A 15,064-nucleotide genomic window follows, 5' to 3' on the forward strand; every position below is an offset into this window, starting at 1 on the left:
TCTAACGGTCCACTTTTTCCTTTAACTCCTTAAGGGCTCGGTTGAGGCTTCTGGTTGTAATTCCGATATAGTTGGCAATGTCCTTTTTGGAAATCACCTCCGTAAATTCAGGGAAAAGTTTTTTTAAGCGTATAATATTATCTTCAATGGGATAGGCATGCTGATAAGAATGTCTAGGGGCTTTGTAGCGAATCTTATCGGCCAAAGCTTTCATGACGAGTTGGTTAAAGTGGGTATCATTTTCCAAAAGCTGACTGAAACATCCGTGAGTAAACGAGAAAGCTTTTAAAGGGGTAATGGACTCCACAGCGCATATGGTCAATTTATTGCTAAAAACCTCCAATTCCCCAAATTCCATGCCTTCGCCTAAAAACTCTTGGATGAATTCTTTGCCGTTCTCGTCAGAAATAAAGCATTTCGCAATGCCTTCCCGAATTAGATATACCTTCCCATATCTATGATCTTGTTCCATGATTCGCTCCTTGGAACCAAAAGATTCTTCATGCAGGTCCCAATCTCCTTTGGAAAAAAGCTTTTCCGCATAGGCCATTAATTCTGGGTTGGTGCGAATCATTTTTATTGTTGGGACAAATGTCCTTTTTTAAGCAGAAGCGTTGTGATTTCTTTGCGATAAAGTTACGCAATAGCATGAAGATCGGCATACAGCAAGGAACAAAATTGGAAGGGGAAAGGATGTTTACCCCAAAGTTTGTGATGGTCTGTATGGGATCCCTACTTTTTTCGGCCAGTTTTAATATGCTCATTCCAGAATTACCTGCTTATTTGTCCAGTTTGGGAGGAGCGGAGTACATTGGGCTGATCATTGCCCTATTTACATTTACGGCAGGTGTTTCACGCCCTTTTAGCGGAATACTCACCGATACGATAGGAAGAAAACCAGTTATGCTTTTTGGTGCCTTTGTCTGTTTGATTTGCGGTTTTTTCTATCCCGTACTTACATCGGTATCGGGTTTTTTACTGCTCCGGTTGGCGCACGGATTTTCCACGGGATTCACTCCAACGGCCGCCTCAACTTTTGTGTCGGATGTAGTACCGCATAAACGACTTGGTGAGGCCATGGGCATTCATGGGATTGCTTTTAGTACGGGTATGGCACTTGGCCCTGCATTGGGAAGCTTCATAAAGCTTCATTTCTCCTATGACGTTTTGTTCTACAGTTCATCAGCTATGGCCCTGTTGGCCCTGTTGCTGATTTTCAACCTTAAGGAGACCCTACCACAACGGAAAGAATTTAACTGGAGTCTCTTGAAAATTTCCCATAAGGATATCATTGCCCCTGAAGCAATGCCAGCAGCTATTGTAAATTTTTTGGCCTATATGGGTTTTGGGGTAGTGCTGACATTGATTCCGGATTGGACCGAAGCAGTTGGTTTTACCAACAAGGGCATGTTCTTCATTGTATTTACAATTTCCTCCCTTTTGGTGCGGGTAGTAGCGGGAAAACTATCCGATCGTCATGGTAGGACCAAGGTGATCATGGTTGGTGTCATATTGTTGATTTTTGCCCAATTTTGGATGGGTTACATCAATACACCCACTGGTTTAATGGTTGGGGCGGGCATTTATGGCTTGGCCATGGGCGTGGCCACTCCGGCCATTTATGCGTGGACTATAGACTTGAGCTTACCGGGACAAAAGGGAAAGGCCATGGCCACCATGTATATTGCCATGGAAGCCGGTATTGGTTTGGGCGCGCTATTTTCTGGATGGTATTATCAAGAAAGTATTTCCCGTATTCCGCATACGTTTTATGCTTCTGCCATCTTGGCCTTGATAGGAGTCGTCTATATCTTGTTTCGTAAAGGAAAGATTGCCAATTAATTCAACAGATCAAAGCGATGGGTATATTTAATGGTTAGGGTCTGATTGTCCACGGCATCAATCAAATCATCATCCTTTACCACATTAAATACCACAAATAGTCCGGTATTGGCATTTTGCAACCACCCAAAGCGCGCATTTACCGATGTGATATTGGACACATTGTTACGTTGAATCAGACTTTGGAAAAAGATTCTGGGGGTAAAGGAATACGAAAGTCGTAACCCACCCACCAAAGCCGTTAAATCCCCGGTATCCAATTGAATATCGCTATGGCTGAACGTTAGGGAGCTGTTGAATTTATCCCCGACCCTATACTTGGCGGTTCCGCTATTGGTGATTTGGTGCCCATTGAAATAACCTCCAATAATGGTTCGCGTGTCAAATGAAAGGGCATTGTTCGGGTTTGTGGTGATCACAAGCTGTAACTCTTCGTTTTCATAATTGCCCATGGGTACGGTTACATCCGAAATGGTAAAATCCTCCAACACCCGTTCGGTAGTAAAATTGATTCCCGTATGGATTTCAAAACCACTTTTGAATACCCAGTGATTATCCACATGCAAAAAACTGGTGATCAATTGGTCATCAAAATTCCAATAGCCCCGATAGGAGACATGGGGGCGTATTTCCAACATCTTGCCCGCATTTTTAAATCGATGTGTCCTAAACACCAAAAATTCAGGTTTTCTAAAGGCGGTACGTTGCAAAAAGCCTACTTCTGGATTGAATCCTTCACCAACCTCGGTATATCCGGCGTTGATGTTCCAGCCACTCCATTCATAATTCCCCAAGATTTTGAAGGCATGGTCACCCTTTTCAATGCCAGGGGTAGTACTCTTGGCTACAAAACCATTGATGGTGGCCTTGTTTCCAATACCCCATTTACCATCCATGGCGTAGACCCGGTTGTAGTCATCCTCCATCTCGCCCAGACCGGCCCTATTCACAAATATTCCACCCAACGAGGATCGTGAGCCTCCAAAATTGTGGTTGACGCGGGCCACGGTAAAGTTGTTCTTTTCAATATCGGCCTCGACCACATCATCGGTGAACATGCTCAAAAATCCAATGTTGGTTTGACCCACTTTCCCGGACAATCGTGCCCCACCTATAATGGGGACCAAGCTGCCATCATCCCCAATGCCGATACGCCTACTGAAGAACAGATCTACCTCCCCGGGGCTGCCCACCCCAAACTGACCGGCATTTTCCAGGAAAAATGCCCGTTTCTCAGGGAAAAAGAGATTAAAACGGTCCAAATTCACCTGTTGGTCATCTACCTCTACTTGGGCAAAGTCGGTGTTGTAAGTAAGGTCCAATGTGAGACTAGGTGTAACGCTGTATTTGATGTCAGCCCCTGCATCAAAATTGGTGTCGGTTTCGCTGGGCGATACGGATTTGTCGTTCACATATTGGCCCAGTACATAAGGGATCAGTTTCAGGTTACCGGGATTTTTTAGGTTCAGTCCACTGAGGTTTCCGGCCAGGGACAATCGTTTCATATCAAAACCCAAAGGGAGGGAGGTCCAATAGGCGGTTTCGGTATTTTTGCTGATGTTCCGTTGAAAGTTCAATCCCCAAGTCTTGTCCTTTCCGGGTGCAAATCGTAAAGAACGGAAGGGGATGGCGAACTCGGCACTCCAGCCGTAATCGCCCAATTGCGATTTTACCTTCCAAGTGGCGTCCCAGTTAAGGTTGGTGCCCCCAATTACCCCGCCCTGTTGTCTGTTGGCGTTAAAATTCCCTTTGCCCTCGTTGTCAATTTGGGCATCATATTCCATTCCTTGCGCATTGGTGCCAAAAAGGAAACCATTTTGCCTGTCGTGATAGGTATCAATGATAAAAAGGAAACTGTCCTCATCGTTCAAATCGGCATCACGGCGGGAGTCTGAGACCACAATTCTGTTGGCATTTTTGTCGTAACAGACCACGGCCACATAAAACGTACTATTGGAGTAGGCTATCCTAACCTCGGTGCGCTCCGAGACCGCTTCGCCATAATTGGGCTTTATCTGTACCAAATCCGTAATGGCCGGGATGTTTTGCCAAATAGGATCATTAATGATCTCTCCATCTACCTTGGGGTCTTCCGCCAGTTCGGTTGCAAAGTAAGAGGGTTTGTTGATGCTTTGGGAAGGCGTTTGCTGTGCTTGGCCTAGACTAAAAACGGACAAGGCCAAGGCCATGAGGGATTTTCTAGGAGAAATTATCATAAAATTAGGTCTGGTTTCATGTTAAATATACTCTTTAAATCGGAAATCTTTCAGGGATTGATTAATTTGTAAGGACCTTTAATATGCTGCTATGAAGTTGGTTATAAAATATATGCTTCTTTTCCTGCTGATGGTTTCCCTTGGGTGTGCATCAAACCCTAAACCCAAGTATTCCGAGGCGGAATTGGAATCCTTGAACACCGCCGTGAAACAAAAATCCTTTGAAATAGATGCGCGTTGGGCCAGACCCATGCCAGACCCAGCCCTTACAAGCATTGCCAATGCGGGATTGGTTCCTCAGGGAAGCACCATAAACCGTATAAACATTACGGGAACATCCAGTTATCTCAAGGTGAAGAACGATAGTGTGATGGCGGACCTGCCATATTATGGGGAAAGACAGATGGGAGGTACGTATAATCCTATCAAGGGTGGGGTGCATTTTAAGGGTTTGGCCAAGGATTTTAGCATGGAACCCACTAAAAAAGACAGCGGAGTCGCTGTTAAATTCTCCGTAAACGAAGGCCCGGAAAATTATCAGGTACACATTCAGTTGTATCCATCAGGGACAAGCAATATAAGCGTGGTGAGCTCCCATAGAACTCCCATTTGGTATGATGGAACATGGACACCAGACCTTTTAGAGTAAACTTGGCACAACAAACAGGGCGGTAAATCCATAATTACATCTTTTTGTCATAGTTTTATGCAAGAAACCAAAAGCATAAAAAAAAGTGATGAAATTTTACCGAACACACTATAAATCAATTTTGGTATTGGCCGCCTCCTTGCTGGTTTTTTCCTGCAATCCAAAAAAGAAGGAAGCCAATGATCAAGCCCAGCAAGAAGAACTGACCGAACCACATCAATCCAGCATGCCCTTGGAGCTGCTGAACCTTCCCGAAGGGTTTAGCATAAACACGTATGCCGAGAACATTGACGGCGCCCGGTCCATGGCCATGGGGGACAAGGGAACCCTTTTTGTGGGAACCCGAAACGAAAACAAGGTATACGCCCTGCAAGATGCGGACGGTGACCTATGGGCGGAAAAGGTCTTTGAGATCGCTTCCGATTTGGAACAGCCCAATGGTGTTGCGTTCAGGGATGGGTCTTTGTATGTGGCCGCCGTGAGCAAGCTCCTGCGTTACGACAATATAGAGGACAACCTTGCCAATCCACCAGAGCCCGTGGTCATTTATGACGATTATCCCACGGAGTTCCATCACGGGTGGAAGTATATTGCCTTTGGCCCCGATGGAAAACTGTACGTACCGGTTGGCGCTCCTTGTAATATTTGTGAGCGTAGCAGCGAAGACGAACGTTATGCCACCATTACCCGTATGGCCCCAGATGGCACAGACCGTGAAATCTACGCCAAAGGCGTGCGAAACACCGTTGGCTTTGCCTGGCATCCCGAAACTGGGGAGTTGTGGTTTACCGACAATAACCGTGACCTTATGGGGGATGACCTTCCTCCGGGGGAACTTAACCGGGTCACTGAGGCGGGACAACATTTTGGTTATCCGTACTGCCATGCCGGAACGGTAAAAGATCCTGAGTTTGGCGATCAGCGCCCTTGTTCAGATTTTGTTGCACCGGCGCAGGCCATGGGTCCCCACGTGGCACCCTTGGGCATCAAGTTTAACACAGGCTCCATGTTCCCGGACGAATATAAGGGGCATGCCTTTGTGGCCGAACACGGTTCGTGGAACCGTTCCTCCAAGGTAGGGTACAGGGTTACCTTGGTGAAATTGGAAAACAGCAAGGCCGTGAGTTACGAACCTTTTATAGACGGTTGGTTGGACGAGGAAAAACAGGAAGCCTTTGGCCGTCCCGTGGACCTTTTGTTCATGAAAGACGGTTCCCTGTTGATTTCTGACGATTTTGGCGATGCCATCTACAGGGTTACCTATAAAAAGTGATCAAGGGGTAAGGTCCTCCATTTTCCATGTACTGGGAGGGTTTCCCTCACTGGCAACTTCCAAGAACACGTAGGAAGTTTTTCCATACTTTCCTTTGGAAAGGATCCGTTCAATGGAGTAGGTCCATTTGCCGTGGACAAAGACCAGCTCTATCTTGTCGTTGCGCAAGGTCTTTTTGTACTGCCCGTTTCTAATGACCAGACAGGGCGGTTCCAAGGCGGTTTTTGGTCTTCGCCAGCAACGGTATTGAATGTCGCCGTGGGACATTTGGGTTATGGCGATGGTAAATTGTAGATTTTGGCATAGGATAAGGGTCCGTTGGGGTCTCGGGTAATTTGGGGGAATGGCTATGGCGGTTGTTTTTGGTTGATTTGGACTAATGGAACGCAATCCATTAAAAGGTATTGTCCCTGACCCGGTTTCTTTTTCCCCAGAACGCTCCGTGAAGGAACCCAATGGTGTACAGGATAACACCTATACAGACAAGCACAACAATTTGTAGGGCATTTATAGTTTCTAAAGTAGTCATTTTCTTATTTTTTGGGCAAGCTAGAAAATAGCAGGGTAAAGCACACTGGTAATTGACGGATACCCTGTTTGAATTGATGGATGCCCCATTTGGGTTGACGGATGCCTTGAGAAGGGTTTAGGGGCGCCAGTAAGGTTGTTGGCCGTAAAGGTTTAGGGATATAAGAATGGGAAGAAGGGAAGGCTGAAGGGTCTTCCTTTTTTTGTTACCTGTAGGGTAAAAACCATAAGTATTTAATTTTTAATGCCTTTGCAGTTTTCTGCATTAGATTAAGTGTTAGTATTGATTATATTTGGACACACTGGCTCTCTCCCCCAATTTTATTTTCAGACTAGAAAATAGTCAAACTGAAAAGACAAATGATGAATAAAAGTTATAAGGTTACCGCTATTCTTACTTGCATTATTATTCTCTTTTACATACCCATTAAGGGTCTTATTGATAAGAGTCTAATTAATCCCGTTTTAAGCAGAATCGAGTCAAATATTTTAATTGACTTAATTTTTGTCATTGCTCTTTTCTTTATTTCTAGAAAAATATACTTAAACGTTAGTAATAAAAGTCACATTTCTAATCATCAATGGTTGTTTAGTTTGATTGTAATTGCCTTTTATATTTATATACGTGTTTTCGAAAATTATTCTTTCAAAGGATTTATTTTTTTTAGCCAAATAAAATATTTGGATGTAGCATTTGCATATTTTCTAACACCCCCTATCAGTTCAATTCTAATATTGTTATCACCGAAAAAAGAAACTGGTTTAATAATAAATAGTCTTTATGATGATTCTCCAATAACTGAGATGTCTGAGGATACATTAGAAAGAAACTACAAGGCCATTAGAATGGCTAGTGAAATAATTAAGTCCAAGTCATCACAATCCATTGGGTTTGGAATCACGGGGAGTTGGGGAAGTGGAAAAACTTCATTCATTAATCTTCTTAAGCAAGAAATTAATAAGCAAAATCAGAATAATCGATTCATAATAGTTGATTTTAACCCTTGGTTGAATCTAGGAATAGAATCAATTATAAAAGAGTTTTTTAGAACTATTCAACGGACCCTTAGACCATATGGGGAAGATGTCTATCGAGAAATCAGGGAATATTCAAATTCTTTGATAAGTTTAGATAAAACCAATTTTACAGAAAGCTTCAAAGAAGTTTTAAGGCTGGATTCTTTTTTTGGAGAAAGTCTGTCAGAAGAATTCAAATCCTTAAATACGTTATTAAAAAAGATAGACAAAAGAGTTGTGGTTTTTATCGATGACTTCGATAGACTACAATCTGGTGAAATTTTTGAAATCCTAAAATTAATTCGAAATACGGGCGGGTTTGACAATTTTATATATGTTGTAGCTTTTGATAAGGATTATGTAGATAATTCTTTGGGAAACTTAAAGATTCCTAAGCCGGAAAACTTTACGGAAAAAATTTTCTTCAAGGAAGAGCATATTATACCTGCAACCCAAATTCAAATAAGAAACTTTCTATTAAAATCCCTTGCTTCAAAATTTGACAATAAGGAAGAAGAAATTAAGGCGTTTTTTGATACAGGGCAATTGGTGTTCAGAGAGGATAATGCTATTATTCTGGATCACTTAAGAGATGGCAAAAGATTTTTAAACTCTTTTATAAATGACTATAAAGAGATTGAAAATGAAGTGGTTTTTTCTGATTATTTCTATCTCAAGCTTTTAAAGTTCAAATTTTATGACATCTATATTCTATTATTTCTCGAAAGGGATAAATTTTTGAATAAACGTGGAATCTATTATGGTGAGGGTGGTTCTAAATATCATCTGAAAAATAAATATGAAAATGATAACGATTCTAATTTTGGATTAAGATTTAGAGATTATAAGCAGTCCATTCTTGGGCAGTACATGCTAAATCAATTAGGTTATTCTGAGGAACAAATTGCAAGAGTGGCTAAAATCATGAATTTGCTATTTGAAGTGGATATTTATCAGAAGAAAAATCACCTTTCCATCATTTTTGAACAAAATTATCATAAGTATTTCAAGGATAATTTGAGATTTGAAGATTTGTCTGAGGAGGAGTTTAATTCTACAATGGAACTTAATTTTGAAGAGATTAAATTAAAATTAGGTGAATGGGATAAAAACAATATTCTTGAATTAGTTAGATATAGGTTTTATGAGATAGCTCTTGGAGATATTAATTCTAGAGAAGATTACGAGAAATACGTGAGGTGTATATTTTATTTTGCCAGAATGGAGACTGATACAAGAATGTTTGGGAAAAACTTTTACGGTTATGACTATTCGATTTTAAGGAATTTTATTTCTAATAGAAATAACATGATAAGTGAAAAGTTCTATGACGGGAATACAGAAGAGTTAAAAAAATTCATTGTAGAAGTTCTAGAAGAAACAGATTCTCCAAACCAATTTGAGTCGGATTTTTTAAATTTTGTTCTAAATAATGGATATAATGAAGATGATTTTGTTCTTACAAAAAGTAAAATTGAAGAATTGTTATTTGATTACTTGAACGACTATATCGAGGGAGACCATGAGGTATCCAGCACTATTTGGTCTTTATTTCATAATTGTAGAACTGTAGTTGATGAGAAAAATGATCAAGGTCAAATAATTAATAAAAAATCAGTTTACATCGACGGAGTTAAAGAACTTCTTATAAAATATATTGAAAATAATCTCGATTGGTTCTTAGTAGTTTTTATAGAGCCAGCTCCATTTTATGGTCATGTTGAAGAAGATAATAAAGTTGGTGTTAGTGCTGGAGTAAAAAATAACATCTTCGGATCATTTGAGAATTTTGAAAAATGGTTAAAAGCTTTGGATGTGGAAAATCTGGATACACCTTCGTTATTTTATAATGAATTTTTAGAATTTTATGAGGCTTTCAAAAAGAACAATTATGAAAATATCGAATATCAATTTAATTTTATAATGATAGTGGAGAAGTTAGAAGGACACAAAGCGCGATAAATCATCACAACCCCCCAATAACCTTCTTGCTCAACCCAGTGTGCTTTTTAATGTCCTCGTCTGACATGCCGCTCGCTTTTAAGGACTTGGCAACTTCTTTTAGTCCTTCTTTTTTACCCCGTTTCCGTTCCGTTTCCAGTTTAAAGGCTTCCAATTCCTGCTTTTCGGGGCCTACAATTTCAAACAGTCCACTTTCGCGCAGTTCGTCCATGACACCTTCGTTTTCAAAACTGGTGTAGTTGGTCTCGGTGATCACCAAATGGTCCAGTACATCAATCCGTAAAAATTTCCCGGCTTTCAGCATATGGTCGGTAAAGAGAATATCGGCATCCGTAATTTTTACAGAGCCGCTGGGGTGGTTGTGTACCAAGATCAGCTTGCTGGCCAGTTTGTAGATGGCCATTCTAAAGACATCGGGCGGGTCTGCATTTACCCGATTGTGCGCGCCAAGGGCAATGAGTTCCACAAACAAGATCTTGTTGATGTTGTTGAGGCCCACCACCCAAAAATGTTCCTGGTTGCGGCGGATCTTGTTCTCGCGCAGCAAAACCTGCTGCATAATGCTGTAAATGTCCCTGGCGTTGAGCACTTTGATCTTTTGTTCCTTGGTGAGCCGTACGTTCATAATCTCAAATTATACAAGTTATACAAGTCTGCAATGTGCTGGCCAATGCGCCTTTGGAAAATTGTCCATTCAGTGGCGTGCATCGTCCATTTTTTGAGGTTATGGATCGCGTCAACTTTGTACCATCAAATTAAGTATAATAATTTTTAAGTACAAACACCATGAAAAATGTATTCACAACACTAGTAGTTTTTACTACTACAATTACAGGGCTTTTTGCCCAATTGCCAGAACCCGGTTTCAGTATAGACGAGCATACCGCCATAGTGATCACCGACCCACAGAACGATTTCCTTAGCCCCGATGGCGTGGCCTGGGGTGCCGTGGGACAGAGCGTACAGGAGAACAACACCATTGAGAACCTGGAAACGATTTTTAAGTTGGGCGAAGAGCACAACATTCCCGTATTTGTTTCTCCTCACTACTACTACAAACACGATCACGTGTGGAAGTTTGAAGGGGTCTTGGAGAAACTCATGCACAACATTTCCATGTTTGACCGTGGCGACCAATTAAACGTAGAAGGTTTTGAAGGTTCCGGCGCCGACTGGTTGCCCCGCTACAAAAAGTACATCAACAAGGATAGGGTAGTGGTGACCAGCCCACACAAGGTTTTTGGGTCAGAATCCAACGACTTGGCCCTGCAATTGCGCAAACAGAAGATAGACAAGGTGATCTTGGCAGGGATGTCCGGTAACCTTTGTGCCGAATCGCACATGAGGGAACTTGTGGAGAACGGTTTTGAGGTCGCTGTGGTGGGCGATGCCACTGCTTCGGCCAAACTCCCCGGACTGGATGGCGACCAAGCTGCCCAGACCAACTACAAAATGATCTCTAGCAAGGTATACACCACCCAAGAATTGGTAAGCGAGCTTAAGATGTACAAGAAATAAACGCTGTGTTTAGTGTGATGGTGAGGTTGAAGTGCAAGGGGCCGGACTTAAGTCTGGCCCTTTGTTTTTGTTGATAAAGAGCATTTCGGGAAAAATATCCAAGACGATGTGAAGTTTGAATGTGTCAGTTCGAGCTGTCATCCTGAGCGCAGTCGAAGGAGCTGTCGAGAACGTAAAAGCATGGTGATGATCCATTAGGTTTCGACTTCGCCCAACCTGACAATTAATACGCTTTTTAGACAATACCCTCTTTGTTTTTGTTGATAAAAGAGCATTTCGGGAAAAATGTCCAAGCACAAGTGAAGTTTGAGTGTGTCAGTTCGAGCTGTCATCCTGAGCGCAGTCGAAGGAGCAGTCGAGAACGTAAAACATGTTGATGATACATTAGGTTTCGACTACGCTCAACCTGACAATTAATACGCTTTTTAGACAATATCCCCTTTGTTTTTGTTGATAAAGAGCATTTCGGGAAAAATGTCCAAGAGGATGTGAAGTTTGTCCATTTTATTCCACGACCTCGAGCCGCAACTTTGTACCATCAATAATTCATACACAAAAAAAAAGATTATGACACGTTTACAAGCATTAGATCCAAAAGAGACCACCGGACGGTCCAAAGAACTTTTTGATGGCATCCAGAGCAAATTGGGCATGGTTCCCAATATGATGCGAACCATGGGAAATTCCCCAGCCGTTTTGGAAGGGTACCTGAACTTTAGCGATGCCCTTGGCAAAGGAAGCCTAGGCGGAAAATTGGGAGAGCTTATCGCCTTGGCGGTAGCGGAATCCAATACCTGTAACTACTGTTTGTCCGCACACTCCTTTATCGGGGAAAAATTGGTGGGCATAGACACTACCACCTTGGAAATGGCCCGCGAAGGAAAGAACAAAGACCCGAAGATCGCCGCTGCACTATTTTTTGCCAAGACCTTGGTGGAAAAACGCGGAAGGGTAAGCACCGATGATGTGGCTGCGGTTAAAGCTGCCGGATATACCGATGGTGCCGTGGGAGAGATCGTGGCACATGTGGCCCTGAATGTACTTACCAACTATTTCAACAACACTGCCGACACGGATATCGATTTTCCAGTAGTGGAGGCACAAACTGTTTAATCACGCAATACAAATAAAAACAAGAATCATGAAAACAATTAAAAATGTAATTCTATTGGGATTGGCCCTTGTATGGGGAGTACTTGCCCAAGCACAGATTGATCCCGTAAACAAAGACGGAGTAGCCATTGGCGGATACGATGTGGTATCCTATTTCTCTGGAAAGGCCAAAAAAGGAACCAAGGCACATGCGGCCAAGCACGATGGGGTAACCTATTATTTTGCCAGTAAGGCCAATAAGAATGCCTTTGCCAAATCGCCCAGCAATTATTTGCCCCAGTTTGATGGGTACTGCGCATGGGGTGTTGGCGCCAAGGAAGCCAAGTTTCCCATAAACCCTGAGACCTATGACATTGTTGATGGAAAACTCTACCTGTTTTACAATGGGGATTTTAACGGAGAGCCTTTCAACGCCTTACCCGATTGGAAAGATCGTACCGCCGAATTGAAAAAAGCGGCACATGCCAACTGGCCCAAGGTCAAAAACAGTAAGTAATGCAAAGGGGCAGGTCAAAATTTATTTACCTGCCCTTTTTTTTAGAACAAACCACAATGAAAATGATCATAGAACAGAAATATCCGTTGCCTCCCTTTACCGAGGAAACGGCCCAAGAAAAAGTACAGTTGGCAGAAGATGCCTGGAACAGCCAAGACCCGGAAAAAGTGGCTAAAGCCTACACGGTGGATACTGAATGGCGCAATCGCTCACAATTTATAAACGGTCGGAAGGAAGTAATTGCCTTTTTAAGCGACAAATGGAAAAAGGAGAAAAATTACAAACTGAAAAAGGAGCTTTGGGCTTTTAGCGACAACCGTATTGCGGTGCGGTTTGAGTACGAGTACCAGAACGACCAAGGACAATGGTTCAGGGCGTATGGTAATGAAAACTGGGAATTTAACGAGCATGGATTGATGCAGAGACGTTATGCCAGCATCAACGACCTGCAGATAACCGAAACCGAACGACGCTTATAGTCAATCAAGGTTTGTCAGGTCGAGCGCAGTCGAGACCTCATTTAAATAGTTGAGACTGAAGACTTCTCGACTGCGCTCGAAGTGACATATTCAATTTGTAGAACTAAAAATAGACATCTACAACTTGAATACGAATACCCAAATGCCGAAGGAGCGTGGTTTCGTGCTAATGGAAATGAGAACTGGGAGTTCAATGAACATGGATTGATGCAGAGATGTTATGTCAGCATCAACGACCTGCAGATAACCGAAACCGAACGACGCTTATAGTCAATCAAGGTTTGTCAGGTCGAGCGCAGTCGAGACCTCATTTAAGCAGTTGAGAATGAAGACTTCTCGACAACTCCTTCGACTGCGCTCAGGATGACAGCCCGAAGTGACATATTCAATTTATAAACTCAAAAAATGGACATCTACAACACCAACACTCTCATTAACGAACAGACGGGGAACCTTGCTTTTAAACTATCCAGCTTTGAGGACGATTGCCAGTTCTGTTCGCTAAACCGATTCAATTACTATTCCTTGATCTGGATAAAAGAGGGGAGCGGCACCGCCCAGATAGATTTTGCGGAGTTCGATTTTACGGCAGGCACCCTGTTTGCCCTAACGCCCTATCAACCTTTTGTCCTCAATGAAAAGGAAAAATTGGAGGGTGTAGTGTTGAATTTCCATCCTGATTTTTTCTGCATCCACAAGCATCATGAGCAAGTTGCGTGCAATGGGGTTCTCTTCAATAATATTTACAGTCCGCCCTATTTTTGTGTGGATGATGGCACCCGAAGGGAGTTTGAAATGATCCTTTCGCAAATGAAATCCGAAGTACAGAAAGCAGATTTGGCCCAATACGAGCTATTGGTCTCCTACCTGAAGATATTCTTGATTACGGCTTCGCGGGTCAAGGCCAAGCAACAGCCGGAATCGTTACAAGATACCCCCGATGAAAAGGAACCCTTTATCCTTCAAAAATTGAAGGACCTTATCGAGACCCACTTCAAGAGCATACACTCGGCGGGAGAGTACGCAGATATGTTGAACATAAGCCCAAAGGCGTTGGCCAAGATCACCAAGAACCACTTTAACAAGACCATGACCAACCTCATTTCGGAACGCATTGTCATTGAAGCCAAGCGGGAACTTTACCTCACCGATAAATCCGTCAAGGAAATTGCCTTTGATTTAGGGTATGATGATGAGCACTATTTTAGTCGGTTTTTTAAGAACAATGCCGACATATCCCCAAAAATGTATAGAGATACCGTAGGTTTTGCACGAGCCATGGCCTAAGATTTGGTATATTGCGCAGCATGAATCCAAAAGTCGATTTCTTTTTTGAGAAAGATACCCCATGGCAATCAGCGTACAAGCAATTACGGAAAATTATCTTGGATTGTGGATTGATTGAAGAACTGAAGTGGGGCGTTCCATGCTACACCCATAACGGCAAGAACGTGGTGTTGATCCACGGGTTTAAGGACTATTGTGCACTGTTGTTCCACAAAGGTGTACTATTGAAGGACACCGAAGGAATTCTTGTCCAACAAACCGAGAACGTACAATCCGCACGGCAAATTCGGTTTACGGGAGAAGCACAGATCCAAGAAATGGAATCTACCCTAAAAACTTATCTGTACGAAGCCGTAGAAGTGGAAAAAGCTGGCTTACAGGTAAATCTAAAAAAAACATCGGAGTTTGACATGCCCGAAGAGCTTCAAACCAAACTGGACACGGATACCGAATTCAGAACTGCTTTTGAAGCCCTCACCCCAGGCCGACAACGGGGCTATATGCTCTATTTTTCCCAACCCAAACAATCCAAGACCCGCATATCCCGGATTGAAAAAAGCTTTCCAAAAATCTTGAACGGCAAGGGGTATAATGAGCGGTAGTACTAAAAGTAATGAGATGTGTGTTTTTGTAAGAAAAAGCTAACATTATATCGATTAATTCTTTGAGGTTACAAGGACAAAG

At 42.5% G+C, this 15,064-nt stretch carries 16 protein-coding genes; 12 read left to right on the forward strand and 4 right to left on the reverse strand.

Going from position 1 to position 15,064, the window contains the following annotated elements:
* Position 1 precedes the first annotated feature (1 nt).
* A complete protein-coding gene (locus ACP14V_RS07960) occupies positions 2 to 574 on the reverse strand; it encodes a Crp/Fnr family transcriptional regulator (protein ID WP_272610078.1) in 573 nt (190 codons plus the stop codon).
* A 74-nt stretch (positions 575 to 648) separates the two neighbouring features.
* Here ACP14V_RS07960 and ACP14V_RS07965 point away from each other — a divergent pair, with 74 nt between their 5' ends.
* A complete protein-coding gene (locus ACP14V_RS07965) occupies positions 649 to 1,842 on the forward strand; it encodes an MFS transporter (protein ID WP_272610079.1) in 1,194 nt (397 codons plus the stop codon).
* Here the strand turns inward: ACP14V_RS07965 and ACP14V_RS07970 are convergent.
* A complete protein-coding gene (locus ACP14V_RS07970) occupies positions 1,839 to 4,058 on the reverse strand; it encodes a DUF5916 domain-containing protein (RefSeq protein ID WP_272610080.1) in 2,220 nt (739 codons plus the stop codon). The genes ACP14V_RS07965 and ACP14V_RS07970 overlap by 4 nt on opposite strands.
* Positions 4,059 to 4,149: 91 nt before the next feature.
* Between ACP14V_RS07970 and ACP14V_RS07975 the strand changes: the two genes are divergently transcribed.
* Entirely contained in the window at positions 4,150 to 4,707 is a 558-nt protein-coding gene (locus tag ACP14V_RS07975; protein ID WP_272610081.1) for a DUF4251 domain-containing protein, read from the forward strand.
* An 88-nt stretch (positions 4,708 to 4,795) separates the two neighbouring features.
* Positions 4,796 to 5,980 (forward strand): PQQ-dependent sugar dehydrogenase, encoded by a 1,185-nt coding sequence (locus ACP14V_RS07980; protein WP_272610082.1) that lies wholly within the window; start codon positions 4,796 to 4,798, stop codon positions 5,978 to 5,980.
* Here ACP14V_RS07980 and ACP14V_RS07985 read toward each other — a convergent pair whose 3' ends face one another.
* Positions 5,981 to 6,247 carry a hypothetical protein gene (locus ACP14V_RS07985; protein ID WP_272610083.1) on the reverse strand — a complete coding sequence of 89 codons (267 nt, stop codon included), beginning with the start codon at positions 6,245 to 6,247 and terminating at the stop codon, positions 5,981 to 5,983. It abuts the gene before it with no gap.
* A gap of 112 nt (positions 6,248 to 6,359) precedes the next feature.
* Between ACP14V_RS07985 and ACP14V_RS07990 the strand changes: the two genes are divergently transcribed.
* Both ACP14V_RS07990 and ACP14V_RS07995 read left to right on the forward strand, forming a co-directional pair.
* The gene (locus ACP14V_RS07990; protein WP_272610084.1) at positions 6,360 to 6,482 is read left to right on the forward strand and encodes a hypothetical protein; all 123 of its coding nucleotides are present in this window, start codon (positions 6,360 to 6,362) and stop codon (positions 6,480 to 6,482) included.
* 707 nt (positions 6,483 to 7,189) lie between these two features.
* Entirely contained in the window at positions 7,190 to 9,487 is a 2,298-nt protein-coding gene (locus ACP14V_RS07995; RefSeq protein WP_272610085.1) for a KAP family P-loop NTPase fold protein, read from the forward strand.
* 4 nt (positions 9,488 to 9,491) lie between these two features.
* Here the strand turns inward: ACP14V_RS07995 and ACP14V_RS08000 are convergent, their stop codons facing one another.
* Positions 9,492 to 10,112 (reverse strand): JAB domain-containing protein, encoded by a 621-nt coding sequence (locus ACP14V_RS08000; protein WP_272610086.1) that lies wholly within the window; start codon positions 10,110 to 10,112, stop codon positions 9,492 to 9,494.
* A 161-nt stretch (positions 10,113 to 10,273) separates the two neighbouring features.
* Here ACP14V_RS08000 and ACP14V_RS08005 point away from each other — a divergent pair, with 161 nt between their 5' ends.
* The 7 genes from ACP14V_RS08005 (at position 10,274) to ACP14V_RS08035 (ending at position 14,982) form a co-directional block, all read left to right on the forward strand.
* Entirely contained in the window at positions 10,274 to 11,005 is a 732-nt protein-coding gene (locus ACP14V_RS08005; RefSeq protein ID WP_272610087.1) for a cysteine hydrolase, read from the forward strand.
* A 567-nt stretch (positions 11,006 to 11,572) separates the two neighbouring features.
* Positions 11,573 to 12,118 carry a carboxymuconolactone decarboxylase family protein gene (locus ACP14V_RS08010; protein WP_272610088.1) on the forward strand — a complete coding sequence of 182 codons (546 nt, stop codon included), beginning with the start codon at positions 11,573 to 11,575 and terminating at the stop codon, positions 12,116 to 12,118.
* A 28-nt stretch (positions 12,119 to 12,146) separates the two neighbouring features.
* Positions 12,147 to 12,614, forward strand: a complete 468-nt coding sequence (locus ACP14V_RS08015) for a YHS domain-containing (seleno)protein (RefSeq protein WP_136567491.1) — start codon at positions 12,147 to 12,149, stop codon at positions 12,612 to 12,614.
* A 62-nt stretch (positions 12,615 to 12,676) separates the two neighbouring features.
* Positions 12,677 to 13,093, forward strand: coding sequence for a nuclear transport factor 2 family protein (locus ACP14V_RS08020; protein ID WP_272610089.1), 417 nt, complete (start codon positions 12,677 to 12,679; stop codon positions 13,091 to 13,093).
* Positions 13,094 to 13,174: 81 nt separating this feature from the next.
* Entirely contained in the window at positions 13,175 to 13,363 is a 189-nt protein-coding gene (locus ACP14V_RS08025; RefSeq protein ID WP_272610090.1) for a DUF1348 family protein, read from the forward strand.
* A 135-nt stretch (positions 13,364 to 13,498) separates the two neighbouring features.
* Complete coding sequence (locus ACP14V_RS08030) at positions 13,499 to 14,380, forward strand: helix-turn-helix domain-containing protein (RefSeq protein ID WP_272610091.1); 882 nt, start codon at positions 13,499 to 13,501, stop codon at positions 14,378 to 14,380.
* A gap of 20 nt (positions 14,381 to 14,400) precedes the next feature.
* On the forward strand, positions 14,401 to 14,982 hold the full coding sequence (locus ACP14V_RS08035) for a YdeI/OmpD-associated family protein (RefSeq protein WP_272610092.1): 582 nt from the start codon (positions 14,401 to 14,403) through the stop codon (positions 14,980 to 14,982).
* The last annotated feature ends 82 nt before the right edge of the window (positions 14,983 to 15,064 follow it).

This window comes from Flagellimonas alvinocaridis (genome assembly GCF_965248585.1).
Lineage (GTDB): Bacteria > Bacteroidota > Bacteroidia > Flavobacteriales > Flavobacteriaceae > Flagellimonas > Flagellimonas alvinocaridis.

What these genes read in the sequence shown, in the direction of transcription:
- ACP14V_RS07990 (WP_272610084.1), top strand. Translation starts at nt 6,360, where the DNA reads ATGGAACGCAATCCATTAAAAGGTATTGTCCCTGACCCGGTTTCTTTT.
- ACP14V_RS08020 (WP_272610089.1), top strand. Translation starts at nt 12,677, where the DNA reads ATGATCATAGAACAGAAATATCCGTTGCCTCCCTTTACCGAGGAAACG.
- ACP14V_RS08015 (WP_136567491.1), top strand. Translation starts at nt 12,147, where the DNA reads ATGAAAACAATTAAAAATGTAATTCTATTGGGATTGGCCCTTGTATGG.
- ACP14V_RS07975 (WP_272610081.1), top strand. Translation starts at nt 4,150, where the DNA reads ATGAAGTTGGTTATAAAATATATGCTTCTTTTCCTGCTGATGGTTTCC.
- ACP14V_RS08010 (WP_272610088.1), top strand. Translation starts at nt 11,573, where the DNA reads ATGACACGTTTACAAGCATTAGATCCAAAAGAGACCACCGGACGGTCC.
- ACP14V_RS08000 (WP_272610086.1), bottom strand. Translation starts at nt 10,112, where the DNA reads ATGAACGTACGGCTCACCAAGGAACAAAAGATCAAAGTGCTCAACGCC.
- ACP14V_RS07970 (WP_272610080.1), bottom strand. Translation starts at nt 4,058, where the DNA reads ATGATAATTTCTCCTAGAAAATCCCTCATGGCCTTGGCCTTGTCCGTT.
- ACP14V_RS08005 (WP_272610087.1), top strand. Translation starts at nt 10,274, where the DNA reads ATGAAAAATGTATTCACAACACTAGTAGTTTTTACTACTACAATTACA.
- ACP14V_RS07980 (WP_272610082.1), top strand. Translation starts at nt 4,796, where the DNA reads ATGAAATTTTACCGAACACACTATAAATCAATTTTGGTATTGGCCGCC.
- ACP14V_RS08035 (WP_272610092.1), top strand. Translation starts at nt 14,401, where the DNA reads ATGAATCCAAAAGTCGATTTCTTTTTTGAGAAAGATACCCCATGGCAA.
- ACP14V_RS07960 (WP_272610078.1), bottom strand. Translation starts at nt 574, where the DNA reads ATGATTCGCACCAACCCAGAATTAATGGCCTATGCGGAAAAGCTTTTT.
- ACP14V_RS07985 (WP_272610083.1), bottom strand. Translation starts at nt 6,247, where the DNA reads ATGTCCCACGGCGACATTCAATACCGTTGCTGGCGAAGACCAAAAACC.
- ACP14V_RS08030 (WP_272610091.1), top strand. Translation starts at nt 13,499, where the DNA reads ATGGACATCTACAACACCAACACTCTCATTAACGAACAGACGGGGAAC.
- ACP14V_RS07965 (WP_272610079.1), top strand. Translation starts at nt 649, where the DNA reads ATGAAGATCGGCATACAGCAAGGAACAAAATTGGAAGGGGAAAGGATG.